A 12,363-nucleotide genomic window follows, 5' to 3' on the forward strand; every position below is an offset into this window, starting at 1 on the left:
TACAAGATGTCGAACTAAAACAGCTTGCCGCAGACACGACGAGCTTTTCATACTTCATACTTCATACTTCACACTTCACCCTTCATACTTCAGATGATTGACAGTCTGATTCATGCCTATACCCCTTTTTTAGTTTGGGTTGGTATAGGACTACTAGGCTCTCGGTTAATTCCAGATAGTTTTCTCAAATGGCTTGGTAATGCGTTGTACTGGGTGGGAGTGCCATTACAAATTTTAGTTTTGGCGCGTCACACTGACTTGTCTCATGGTGTACTTATACCGGGAGTAGCAGTTGGAGTATTGTTGCTAAGCCTGATTTTAGCTTTGCTGATTTGGCAAGCTTTACAATGGTTCCGAAGTCAACAGCCGCCAGACTTGCCAAATTCGGACTTGACAGTAGACATTTCTTTGATGCAAGCAAGTTTGGGCAGTTTTATTCTAGCTGCCATTTTAGGTAATACAGGTTTTGTGGGACTCACACTTACCCAAGTACTGACTAGTCCAAAAAACAACGACTGGGCAGTGTTATTCAGTGTTACCAACAACGTTATCGGTACTTACGGAATAGCTGTCTTAATTGCCAGCTATTTTGGTAAGAGCAAAATTAATAACCAGTGGTGGACTCAGTTACGGGATTTAGTCACAGTTCCCAGCTTGTGGACATTTTTTTTGGGTTTAAGTACTCAATTTATCGAATTACCAGCAGTAGTTGAGTCAGGATTAGAACAAGCTGTTTGGGTAGTTATCGCCTTTGCTTTGCTACTTGTCGGACTGCGACTAGGTACAATCACGGGTTGGAAAAGTTTAAAAATTGCTTCGATTGCCAGTGTCCTAAAAGTATTTGTTGTACCTGTAATAGTAGGATTAGGCGCAACCTCTCTAGGTGTAACAGGTGAAGAACGTCTAGTGCTGGTGTTAATGTCTGGAACACCTACAGGACTTTCTGTACTGATTTTGGCAGAAGTGTATGACTTAGATCGGAACTTATTAGCCAGCAGTATTGCTTTGACGTTTGTTGGCTTATTTCTGGTACTACCTTTGTGGCTTCTTTGGTTCAGCTAAGTGGCTTCAATAAGCTTAATAATTTTTGATACAACTTCTTAATGTTGAGTTATAAATATTTGGACACTATAATGTATCGGCTAAGCAAGGTTTTGAGCAAAAATCTCTCAATCCTTGTTACATAGAGCCTAGCCTTGGCTTGTCCATATTTACTATTCATTTAAATGAATGATGATCATTGGCGATCGCATACAAATAGGTATAACTTATTCTCTAGAATATCTATTGACACCATTGAACATCATATTATGATGTTCAAAAGCATCTGCTGTGGTTATGAAGCCCTAGCGCTTATCATCTAGTCTGTCTGTTAAGTTAACAAAAGTAAGGGATTATTCTATATTTCTATGACTATCGAGAATCGCGCTAGAAATTCTCAGAGTTGGCAAATAAGTCGCTACGCCAAAAATTTATTCCTTGGGACATTTGCATCTTTGCCCGTAGCTTTGGCATTGCCAGCAGACGCTTTACAAGTGCAGTTATCTCCCAGTAATCCTCAGTTGGGAGATACCCTATCTGTGATGATTGATGTCAATAATCAAGATAACAATCAGCAACCAACAGTAGTAGTAGGCGAGAAAACTTACCCAGCCTTTGCCGTTTCCCCTAATAAATATCGGGCATTCATCCCCACAACACCACTAGAAACAGCAGGAACTAGAACGTTAAAAATTGCTGGGGATGGTCAAGTGCAAAACTTAACAGTTAAATTGCGATCGCGCAAATTTCCTGTACAACGTATCACTCTACCACCAGGAAAATCGGCTGATGGAGCTACTGAGTATGAACTCAAGCGTGTAGCAGCCTTCAAAGCTTTGCAAACACCAGAAAAATATTGGAACGGTAAATTTCTCGCACCAAATAAAGCACGGGTGAGTACAATTTATGGCGTGCGCCGTTACTATAATGGTAAATTTGCAAATGATTATTATCATCGGGGTGTTGACTACGCCGGAGCGAATGGTTCACCTGTAACTGCTCCAGCACCAGGGCGAGTTGCTTTAGTTGGTAAAGTCTCTCAAGGCTTCCGAGTTCACGGGAATGTAGTTGGCATTGACCACGGTCAAGGAGTGACCAGCATATTTTTGCATTTAAGTCGTATTAACGTTAAGGAAGGCGATTTTGTCAAAGCTGGTCAATTAATTGGCGCAGTAGGTTCAACAGGTGCTGCTACAGGGCCGCATTTGCACTGGGGTTTATATGTCAATGGACAATCTGTTGATCCAGTACCCTGGCGAACAAAGGTTTTTGAATAGTAGAGACGTATTGAATAGTGTGTGTGCATAATTTGTATATTATGCGCCGATAATTGGGCAGGATAAATTGAATTGGCACCGTCCCTACCTTACTTGGGTGGCTTAAATAAGATGAGCGTTATGAGTATTGAAAAAATTGTGGAACAAGCTCTCCAGGATGGTTATCTTACACCAGCAATGGAAGCAGAAGTTGGGCGAATTTGTGATAACGCATCCGAACTCTCAATAGAAGAGTATATGGCGCTGGATCGATTAATGGGAGCGCTATTAACTGGTGAGGTAGTGGCAGTACCACGCAAACAATTTATCAACGTCATGGAAGAATTAGTCTTAACTGAAGCGATCGCCCGCGTTGCTGAAATTGAAGCTACCAGCGAAAGTTCTTTAGATGTGGGCGATATTGCAGCCTATGCCTTGAACCGCTTACCACCTTTGTATGCCACCACAGAAGAAGGTGCTAACTATCAACGTATACGTGCTAAAGCCGAACTACAAGAATTGATTGCCCAACAAGTAACTGAGGCAATCAGTCGGAACCTCGACCAACCAGCCAACGACAAAAGAACACCAGTTTTGGGTAAAAGCACTGGTAATGAAGTACTGCGCCAAGTTAGTACCTTACTCCAAGTTTATGCACCTAGCTTTGAGCAAAAATAAATTTTAGTCAAAAGTCAATGGTCAAGAGTCAAAATAGATTGACAATTGACTTTTGACTATGGACTTTTGACTAATCACGCACTGTTACCACTGTACCTACCTTAACTTGGTCGTATAACAAACGAACATCAGAATTCCGCATTCTCAAGCAACCGTGAGAAATAGCAGTTCCCAACAGATGAATATCTGGCGTGCCGTGAAAGCCAATTTCATTCCGTCCATCTGTCCAAAAACCTATCCAGCGTTCACCTAAAGGACTATCATTTCCAGGTGGAAAGATTTTGCCTGTGATTGGGTGTTGCCAAATCGGGTCATGTTGCATATTCATCACTTGGAAAGAACCCGTAGGCGTTTCCCAACCTTTCTTTCCGATAGCAATGGGATAACTGGCTATAACTAAATCTCCTTGATAAACATAAGTACGGCGATCGCTTAAATCAACCACTACTTGTGTATTCGTCCCCAGTTGATTAGAAGTTTTTTGTTGATTGGAAAACTTGTTAAAAAAGGATATTGGTTGAGCATTAGTATTGCGATTTTCTGTTTTTTCTGGCTCAAACCCAACTAATCGCCTGTTATTAGATATATCAGTGTTTCTTGCTACATTTTCAATCACTGTACCCGATTTATGATGAGGCTGAATACCGGAGGACTGGAATTTATCAGTCCTCTGGGGATTTTGTCGTGGGATGGATTTACCAGCATTTGTCGATGCGCCAAAGGCTGTTTCCCCTATAATGCCGGGGAATTTGCCATTAGCGGAGGCTGAATTTTCCAACTGTTGTTGCGTTGTTGTAACTCGCCAATGGACAGCTAAGGATAAGATGGCTGTGCCAAAACAGAGAAACATTGCTATACGCGCTACAGATTCATTTCTTACCATTGCGATCGCCTATTGTTTATCCCTGACAGATCCTATTTCTTGGAATAATTGAATGCGCTCATCATTCAATTATCAATAATTTATAAATAATTATCTGTTTCCTTATAAGTTTGCCAATCTTTTTGGGCAAACTAAGTTTAAGCGGATGTCCCAGCAAATAAAAATTCTGGTGAGAAACCTCCTCTCTGCAAAGACTGAGCGAAGGTTTTCTCCGTTCAAGCTTTTTTCTAGAAATTTCCCAGTGCAGCAATCAATCATTAATGGTGTGGGTGGGAGAAAATCCATGTTTGAAAAACTATTGCTAGCAATCACAATCACATTTTCCATTAATTTCTTTCTTCAAGTCCGTATACCAAATCCAGCTAATACTGGGGCTATTTATCAGGAACATCCAGAAAAAAATACAATTTTGGTAACTAGACCGGAAAAATAACATTCCTTTTAAAGGATGGCAGCAGAAATTCAGAATTTCTGACTCATAACTAATAATTATGAATTTCCCCGCTCTTCATACTTTCTGGCAAAAATGACCAAAAACAAGATTTTACTCTACCCTTTGTGAAGTTACCACGATATCTCAAACAGTCTAACCACTTCTCAAACATTAATTCAGTATTGAAAGTAGAAGCTCAGAAATTTAAATATTGGTCTGTCAGCAGATTGAGATTTTTCCCTTAAGCCTGAGCAGCGTAAAATAGCAGGGGACAAATCACAAGTGACAGAGTGAAAGGTGATAGAGGCTTGGCTTTTTATACAGAAAATACAAAAATTGTCAAGCGTAAATAGTCAGTTTTGATCAGCCGCACAATTATACCTAAACCCACCAAAGGTATAAATGTGGCACAATCCAGATGAAATAGCTTTTTTTCCAGAAAAACTTAGAGTTTGTCACTATTTTTGTAACCAGGAATCTCACCTAAATTCTATACTTTGATGTTCCAGTCATTAATCCGGCACCTAATTTAGGAACATCCAGTAAATTAGTAGGTCTAATAGTAAGGGATGATTTAATGCCAGTACGATCTATGAGTCAATCGATTGCTGTATCCTGGTCAACGGTTGATGCGAAGTATTCAGAAGCATCGGTGCAAGTTGACAAACTCTCAAATCACGATCTAATTTTGCGCTGTCAAGAAGGACTGCGCCCAGATCGTGCTGCGTTTGCAGAACTCCTGCGCCGCTATCAGACCCAAGTTGATAGAGTTTTATACCACCTAGCTCCAGATTGGCCCGATAGAGCCGATTTAGCGCAAGAAGTTTGGATTCGAGTGTATCGGAATATTAACCGATTACAAGAACCGGCTAAGTTTCGTGGCTGGTTAAGCCGGATTGCTACCAACTTGTTTTACGATGAGTTGCGTAAACGCAAGCGGGTTGTTAGTCCGTTGTCCCTGGATGCTCCCCGTGCGGTAGACGATGGCGAAATGGATTGGGAAATTGCTGGTGACACTCCCGGCCCTGAAGAGGAACTGACCACTAGAGAGTTTTACGAGCAACTGCGAGAAGCGATCGCTGACTTACCAGAAGTTTTTCGGACTACAATTGTCTTAAGAGAAATCGAAGGTATGGCATATGAAGAAATCGCCGAAATTACAGGGGTTTCCTTGGGAACGGTGAAATCGAGAATAGCCAGAGCAAGATCCAGATTGCAAGCTCAATTGCAAAATTATCTAGATACCTAAAATTACAGTCTCTTTCCTTTGCTGAATGCCAGAATTTAAGCATTGATTAAGAATTGTAAGGAATCAAAAAGCGTGCTGCTGCCGTCTGGAGAAAAAACCATGAATTTCTCAATGAATTTCTTAAAATTACTGGCTAATTTTACCCGTGTATGAATTAGTAATAATGTTAAGATGACTACTGATTCTCAGTTTTACGACCGTTCCCATTTGCATCTTCCAGAAGATTTGTCAGCAGGAATGGATCAGCATACCAACGAATCAACGGGTACTATGGATATGGTGAAGCGCGATCGCTTCGAGTTATTGAGTGCATACCTCGATGGAGAGGTGACAGCGACAGAACGTAGGCAAGTAGAAGAATGGCTGGCAAATGATGCGGCTGTTCAACGTCTGTATGCCAGATTATTGAAATTGCGGCAAGGTTTACGGACTTTACCTGTACCAACCGCAGCACACTCACCAGAAGTCACAGCCCAGAAAGTATTTTCCCGTTTGCACCGTCGTTCACGCCTAGCCTGGACATTTGGCGGTGCGGCAGTTGCTGCTTGTGTGATTGGCGTAGTTTCAGGTTTGTTACCTGGAAGTGAATCTAGAACACCACAACTGGCTCAAAAATTACAAGTAGAAGTAGAATCCACATCAGCAGCAAAAACATCTGCTACTCCTGCTGCACCGCTGATGGTGGCATTAAATAATCCCGTCATTGAAATCCCGAAAGCAGCAGTAACCTTTCCAGAAAAAACAATTGACTTCAAACAGCGTGGACTAGAAAAAATCGAGTCTGAATTAAATTAATCGTGCAGTGAGTAATTCATTCACAACCAAGGTATTCCTGCGCTGTTATAATTCATTCACAACCAAGGTATTCCTGCGCTGTTAAACCGCAACCACTCCACCAGCCATCAGCTAGAAGAGTGCCATTTAATTGGTTAACCAGCTCTAAAGTCATCAAATAAACCCAAGCCCAACCAAGAGCTTCGCCTTGTTGAGTGTATACTTCAACTTTTTGGCGATTATAAAGATTTTCTGAGCTTGGTCTATTGGGCTGGTAATCTTCTAGATAATCTAAAGCCTGTAAAATCTCTGGGTCAGAGAAAGAAAGCAAATAGCCGTGGACTTGATTTTGTCCCGATGTTATCGCTGGGTAGCCCATAGGCAAAGCAAAAAGCTTGCCTAGTATGACTGCCCTTTTGATATTTAACACCTTACCTGCACAGTATTTTTGATAATTAGCTTCACCAGGTTTCAGCGTACCGTAAACAAAAACCCGCACTTCTTCAGAAAATTTTGTGTTTAATTCTGTCATTTGTATATGGGGTTTTGGTGAGGTATATCTGGTGAAAGTCAGAGGCTAGAGGCTGGAGACTAGAGGCTAGTTTAAAGATTAGACTTAGTCCTGGTGAGTTCAATACTGATTTTGCCACCGAAATCAGGAATAGGTGCGGCAGGTTTGGTGACAACGACTTGGACTTGTGTAACGCGATCGCCCTGTTGCAAGATAGAGTCAGCAATTGTACCTGCTAACTTTTCTAGTAAAGCGAACTGGGATGTTTTGACTAAGTTTTGAATTGTACTAATAACGCTGCGATAATCGAGAGTATCTGCGATTGCATCAGTCTCGGCAGCTTGAGAAAGATTTAACCATAACTTGACATCTACCTCAAACCATTGCCCTAAGACTTGTTCTTCTGGCAAATATCCTGTGTAGCCATAGCAGCGAATTCCCGTTAAATGAATGCAGTCCATAAGTGTTTGAGATAAATTTGCCATACAAAATTTAACAAACATAGGACTTACACACAAAGTTTGTCTGTTGATACTGGGTGTAAGGGTATAGGGGTGTAAGGGTTTTGAACACCTACACCCTCACACCCTCGTCCACTATTCCCTATTCCCTGTTCCCTGTTCCCTTTAAAATTGAATATTGTCTGATAGCTACCTTGGATTTGATGCTGGTCGCCTATAGAAATGTTAATCAACTTTGGGCTTTTGTATTGACAGAGACATTAAAGCGTCTAGGTTTAACTTGTGCTGTTATTTGTCCTGGTTCTCGCTCTACACCTCTAACAGTCGCCTTTGCGCGACAAGTACCGGATATTGAAGCTATATCTATTCTCGATGAACGTTCTGCGGCTTTTTTTGCTTTGGGAGTAGCTAAAGCCACTGGACGACCTGTAGCACTAATTTGTACTTCTGGTACAGCAGGCGCAAACTTTTATCCCGCCGTTATTGAAGCCAAAGAAAGCCGCGTACCATTGATTGTTCTAACTACCGATAGACCACCAGAACTGCGAGATTGTCACTCTGGTCAAACCATCGACCAAGTGAAATTATATGGTAGTTATCCAAACTGGCAAGCCGAGTTAGCTTTGCCCTCCCCAGATATGGAAATGCTGGGGTATTTGCGGCAAATGGTAATTTATGCTTGGGAAAGAACGCAAACGCCAACAAAAGGGTCAGTACATTTGAATATTCCCTTCCGTGACCCCCTTGCACCAGTCCCCGACGGTACTGACTTTCAATTTGACCCAGAAGAATTCTTCGCCGCAGTCACCAATACTATTCCGACTCCCCACTGCTCATTGCCAATTCCCCATGAATGGCAAAATTGCGATCGCGGTATGATTATTGCTGGGGTTGCTCAACCACAAAATCCTCTAGAGTATTGTAGAGCGATCGCTAAACTCTCCCAAACTCTGCAATGGCCTGTCCTCGCTGAGGGACTTTCGCCATTGAGAAATTATGCTGACCTCAACCCTTATTTAATTTCCACCTACGACCTGATTTTACGTAATCAGCAATTAGCAAAGCAGTTAGCACCCGAAATGGTAATTCAGGTAGGAGATATGCCTACCAGTAAAGAACTGCGGACTTGGTTAAGCGCTACACAATCTCGACGCTGGGTAATTGACCCTAGCAACCAAAACCTCGACCCTCTTCACGGAAGAACAACACATTTACGAATAAGTGTAGATGAGTTGGATGTAAGGGAAAGCGACAAGAAAAATTCGCTATCTGAATATCTGCAAAGTTGGTGTATTGCAGAAGCGAAAGTCAGAAATGCTGTTGACCAAACTATGGCGGAAATGGAGGATTTATTTGAAGGGAAAGCCGCCTGGCTATTGTCTCAAACCCTACCCCCTGGCACACCTTTATTTATTGCCAATAGTATGCCTGTGCGAGATGTGGAGTATTTTTGGCAACCAAATAATTTAGGCGTGCGAACATATTTTAACCGAGGTGCTAATGGAATTGATGGCACATTATCCACCGCTTTAGGAATTGCTCATCATCAACAAAGCAGCGTCATGTTAACAGGAGATTTAGCACTATTACATGACACAAATGGTTTTTTAATCCGCAATAAATTTGTCGGTCATCTAACAATTATATTAATTAACAACAATGGCGGTGGAATTTTTGAAATGTTACCCATCGCCAAATTTGACCCACCTTTTGAAGAATTTTTTGGTACTCCACAGGATATTGATTTTGCTCAATTGTGCGCCACATATAGTGTGCAGCATGAATTGATTACTTCTTGGCAGGAGTTAAAGCGAAAATTAAACCCACTCCCACATAAAGGAATTCGGGTTTTGGAATTGCAGACAAATCGGAAAGCTGATGCTAAATGGCGACAGGAAAATTTGCAAAAGTTTGCCGCAGATAGTGGTTTAAGTGGGAGTATTCTAAATTTTTGATTTAATTTTACAACGCAAAATCAACAAAAAGAGTGAATTTTTGTTGATTTTGCAACCAAGCTTCCAAATCCGTGATTGCGCCTCTTCCTCTCTTGCTTCCCGAATAGCCCGTGGTTCTTCCGAAATCAACATAATTTGTTTTTCATACTTCATATTTTACACTTCATATTTTTTGAGAGAGTAAATTTTAGCGATCGCTTCTCAGTCCGCGATAAAATTCTCAAGCACAATAGCGCAATTCATTCTCATGCAAGTTAACTGGCAATCTGTCAAAACCTACGAAGACATCCTTTATCACAAAACCGATGGTATTGCAAAAATTACTATCAACCGCCCACACAAACGCAATGCTTTTCGTCCTAAAACCGTATTTGAACTCTATGATGCGTTTTGTGATGCTCGTGAAGATACAAATATTGGCGTAGTTCTGTTTACTGGTGCTGGCCCCCATACTGATGGTAAGTATGCTTTTTGTGCTGGTGGTGACCAAAGTGTGCGGGGACAAGCTGGTTATGTTGATGATGCTGGGATTCCCCGCTTGAATGTGCTGGATTTACAGCGCTTGATTCGTTCCATGCCGAAAGTAGTGATTGCTTTAGTAGCTGGATATGCGATCGGTGGTGGACACGTTTTACACTTGATTTGCGACCTCACCATTGCTGCTGATAATGCTATTTTTGGACAAACTGGCCCGAAAGTCGGCAGTTTTGACGGTGGCTTTGGTGCTAGTTACCTCGCCCGCATTGTCGGACAAAAAAAGGCACGAGAAATTTGGTTTCTTTGCCGTCAGTACAATGCTCAACAAGCCCTAGAGATGGGCTTAATTAACTGTATTGTGCCAGTAGAACAATTAGAAAATGAAGGTATTCAATGGGCGCAAGAAATTTTACAAAAAAGTCCGATCGCAATTCGCTGTCTTAAAGCCGCATTTAATGCTGATTGTGACGGACAAGCTGGTTTACAAGAACTTGCGGGGAATGCAACTTTACTGTATTACATGACAGAAGAAGGTGCAGAAGGAAAACAAGCATTTTTAGAAAAGCGATCGCCCAATTTTCGCTCTTTCCCTTGGCTACCTTAAAAATGGCAAAAATCGCACCTTTGAGGTATATCAATTTGAGGTTAGGTAACTTATGGTTGTCTGGAAAAGCTTTTTGACAAAGTTTTCAATTCACAATCCAAAATTGGTATCAGGTGCGATTTTTGGAGATGTCAAAGTTGACAGCACTAGCAACTTTCAAGGGAAATATTTTTTTGAATGTCTATAAACTGAGTCCAATTAGAAATATTGGCTAAATTAGCACTACCTTAGTAGCCTTAGCCTCTTCAGGAATCAAATTAGCTCTTTCCTCAATAGGCACAACTGTCATATTGTCGGCAACTGAAACTAGAGAATGGGAACTATCTAAGACTGGTGTTCCATCTGGCAAACTCCAAGAATCTTCTAAAGTTTCCCATGAAGGCGCAAAAGGTGGAAGTGCTAAAGAGCAAGCTTTCCAACTTGCTTGCACAGGCGCTCCCAACTGTTGACACATTCCGCCACGGCGACCTTCTGGTTTGTAATGACGGCAATATCTACAGGCAGATGTCAAAAATTTTATTGCTTTCATTTGAGTTCATCTTTAGTGCTGTTCAGGGCTACTTTACATGTTTATATTTTGCGCCTACATATAAATACGGAATATTGCCAACAAATTATTATTTACTCTAGGTTCTAGCGATCCCAACAGAAAAATAAACTTCAGGATGTTTTTAGAATCTTGTTATATTTTTAAATGATTACTAAAGTGCTTACCTACTAATTTTTGGCTAAAAATAGCTAGGGATCAAGCTTAAAAGTAAAAGTTTAGATTTAATCAATATTTAACTTTATTCTTCTAATCGGCTTATATATAGCTAGTTAACGATAAAATTGTGTATATATTTTAGCCATTATGACTCAAATTTACATAAGTCTGGCTGAGATATCAACAGTGACAATTCCTTAGCTGAGAAATACTTTTTACTACAACAAGTACTCAGCTATTTCGGAAATTAAATATTATATGTGTCTATAAATACTCATAAAAGAGATACCAACACTAAAAGAATCTAGTGTGGTCTGAGACAGTTTTGAAAATAGAAAGCATCCAAAATTTGGACTTATTTTCGTTAAACAAGTCAGGAAACACACGAACTTGTAAAGGCATACAGACAAATGAGTGCCTTCACTCAATGATTTGTATCATTCTGAAAGTGAAATAGTCTCAGCCAAATATTGAGTTGTTTGGATAAATGCCAACTCAAAGCCCCAAGTATTTAATTTCTAACTATTTGTTGAGCAGAGAGAAATTAACCCTAGATTTCTTAAGTATTTCCCACGAGATAAAACTGCAATGTGAAGTTGAGAAAAACTTTTAAATTTATTTTATAAAAATATTAAGTTTATTAAACATTAATCCTGGGTCTTTGACTGTTCAAAATTGCTTGGAAGCACAAATCGCACAAACTTGCCAGCGCTGAAGTTCACCTGGGGGTGTAGGACATTGGCATTGAGGGCAAAGAGGTAAACCATGCGATCGCATTTGCATTTTTTCTGCCCATTGGCTAAATGCAGTCTGCGGATTTTCCAGTGCAGATGCATCATTTTGCTGAACATTACTCACATTCCCCAGGTAACTAGGATGTTCCTTTGGCAAGCCTGTAACTTGTTCTTGTGGCTTTGCTGAAGGATTTTGCCACCCAGCCGTAGAAAAGCGAATATCTACCACAGGCGTAGGCAACTTTTCGTTTAGCTTTAAAAGGATAATTTGGCGTTTAAAAGTTAGATTCTGCGCCCAAGCAGCACTAGAAGTAGCCACTCGCAAAACATCACGCTGAATTACCAATGGTTGGGTATGCTTGGCTGCTACTACACCTACCACTTCTGCCCAAAACTGAAGCACTTTTTGCAATGGCTGCTCTTGCCATCTGGCTTGCTGTTCCAGAAAGCCTAAAATATCATTGACTGATTTCCAAGACATCCTTACTTAAAAGTGCTGAGTGCTGAAATTCAAGATAGTTCAAGAAAGTCTATAGTGATGCGAAATTTTTCGCTACTATTGGCACAAATTATCTAAAGTTAATCCAACAGTCTAGGTTTG

At 40.8% G+C, this 12,363-nt stretch carries 13 protein-coding genes; 8 read left to right on the forward strand and 5 right to left on the reverse strand.

Annotated features, from left to right (window positions below):
- Positions 1 to 93: 93 nt before the first annotated feature.
- The 3 genes from ACMX3D_RS16755 to ACMX3D_RS16765 all read left to right on the forward strand — a co-directional run bounded on the left by ACMX3D_RS16755 (position 94) and on the right by ACMX3D_RS16765 (position 2,975).
- The gene (locus tag ACMX3D_RS16755) at positions 94 to 1,062 is read left to right on the forward strand and encodes an AEC family transporter (RefSeq protein ID WP_482747018.1); all 969 of its coding nucleotides are present in this window, start codon (positions 94 to 96) and stop codon (positions 1,060 to 1,062) included.
- Between the two features lie 347 nt (positions 1,063 to 1,409).
- On the forward strand, positions 1,410 to 2,318 hold the full coding sequence (locus ACMX3D_RS16760; RefSeq protein WP_482747019.1) for a M23 family metallopeptidase: 909 nt from the start codon (positions 1,410 to 1,412) through the stop codon (positions 2,316 to 2,318).
- A 111-nt stretch (positions 2,319 to 2,429) separates the two neighbouring features.
- Positions 2,430 to 2,975 carry a late competence development ComFB family protein gene (locus ACMX3D_RS16765; protein ID WP_482752361.1) on the forward strand — a complete coding sequence of 182 codons (546 nt, stop codon included), beginning with the start codon at positions 2,430 to 2,432 and terminating at the stop codon, positions 2,973 to 2,975.
- A 70-nt stretch (positions 2,976 to 3,045) separates the two neighbouring features.
- Here the strand turns inward: ACMX3D_RS16765 and ACMX3D_RS16770 are convergent, their stop codons facing one another.
- Complete coding sequence (locus ACMX3D_RS16770; RefSeq protein ID WP_482747020.1) at positions 3,046 to 3,858, reverse strand: L,D-transpeptidase; 813 nt, start codon at positions 3,856 to 3,858, stop codon at positions 3,046 to 3,048.
- Between the two features lie 145 nt (positions 3,859 to 4,003).
- Here ACMX3D_RS16770 and ACMX3D_RS16775 point away from each other — a divergent pair, with 145 nt between their 5' ends.
- The 3 genes from ACMX3D_RS16775 to ACMX3D_RS16785 all read left to right on the forward strand — a co-directional run bounded on the left by ACMX3D_RS16775 (position 4,004) and on the right by ACMX3D_RS16785 (position 6,335).
- Entirely contained in the window at positions 4,004 to 4,291 is a 288-nt protein-coding gene (locus ACMX3D_RS16775; RefSeq protein ID WP_482747021.1) for a hypothetical protein, read from the forward strand.
- A gap of 592 nt (positions 4,292 to 4,883) precedes the next feature.
- A complete protein-coding gene (locus tag ACMX3D_RS16780) occupies positions 4,884 to 5,540 on the forward strand; it encodes a sigma-70 family RNA polymerase sigma factor (RefSeq protein WP_482752362.1) in 657 nt (218 codons plus the stop codon).
- 171 nt (positions 5,541 to 5,711) lie between these two features.
- A complete protein-coding gene (locus ACMX3D_RS16785) occupies positions 5,712 to 6,335 on the forward strand; it encodes an anti-sigma factor family protein (RefSeq protein ID WP_482747022.1) in 624 nt (207 codons plus the stop codon).
- A gap of 52 nt (positions 6,336 to 6,387) precedes the next feature.
- Here the strand turns inward: ACMX3D_RS16785 and ACMX3D_RS16790 are convergent, their stop codons facing one another.
- Together ACMX3D_RS16790 and folB are read right to left on the reverse strand one after the other, a co-directional pair.
- Positions 6,388 to 6,846: a gamma-glutamylcyclotransferase family protein gene (locus ACMX3D_RS16790; protein ID WP_482747023.1), complete on the reverse strand. Its 459-nt coding sequence runs from the start codon at positions 6,844 to 6,846 to the stop codon at positions 6,388 to 6,390.
- Between the two features lie 71 nt (positions 6,847 to 6,917).
- Positions 6,918 to 7,286 carry a dihydroneopterin aldolase gene (folB, locus tag ACMX3D_RS16795; RefSeq protein WP_482752363.1) on the reverse strand — a complete coding sequence of 123 codons (369 nt, stop codon included), beginning with the start codon at positions 7,284 to 7,286 and terminating at the stop codon, positions 6,918 to 6,920.
- Positions 7,287 to 7,489: 203 nt separating this feature from the next.
- Here folB and menD point away from each other — a divergent pair, with 203 nt between their 5' ends.
- Together menD and menB are read left to right on the forward strand one after the other, a co-directional pair.
- The gene (menD, locus tag ACMX3D_RS16800) at positions 7,490 to 9,241 is read left to right on the forward strand and encodes a 2-succinyl-5-enolpyruvyl-6-hydroxy-3-cyclohexene-1-carboxylic-acid synthase (protein ID WP_482752364.1); all 1,752 of its coding nucleotides are present in this window, start codon (positions 7,490 to 7,492) and stop codon (positions 9,239 to 9,241) included.
- Between the two features lie 247 nt (positions 9,242 to 9,488).
- The gene (gene menB / locus ACMX3D_RS16805) at positions 9,489 to 10,322 is read left to right on the forward strand and encodes a 1,4-dihydroxy-2-naphthoyl-CoA synthase (RefSeq protein WP_482747024.1); all 834 of its coding nucleotides are present in this window, start codon (positions 9,489 to 9,491) and stop codon (positions 10,320 to 10,322) included.
- Positions 10,323 to 10,533: 211 nt separating this feature from the next.
- Here the strand turns inward: menB and ACMX3D_RS16810 are convergent, their stop codons facing one another.
- Together ACMX3D_RS16810 and ACMX3D_RS16815 are read right to left on the reverse strand one after the other, a co-directional pair.
- Positions 10,534 to 10,851 carry a hypothetical protein gene (locus ACMX3D_RS16810; RefSeq protein WP_482747025.1) on the reverse strand — a complete coding sequence of 106 codons (318 nt, stop codon included), beginning with the start codon at positions 10,849 to 10,851 and terminating at the stop codon, positions 10,534 to 10,536.
- Between the two features lie 846 nt (positions 10,852 to 11,697).
- Positions 11,698 to 12,243, reverse strand: a complete 546-nt coding sequence (locus ACMX3D_RS16815) for a DciA family protein (protein WP_482747026.1) — start codon at positions 12,241 to 12,243, stop codon at positions 11,698 to 11,700.
- Positions 12,244 to 12,363: the final 120 nt, after the last annotated feature.

Source organism: Anabaena sp. TISTR 8404, assembly GCF_056847745.1.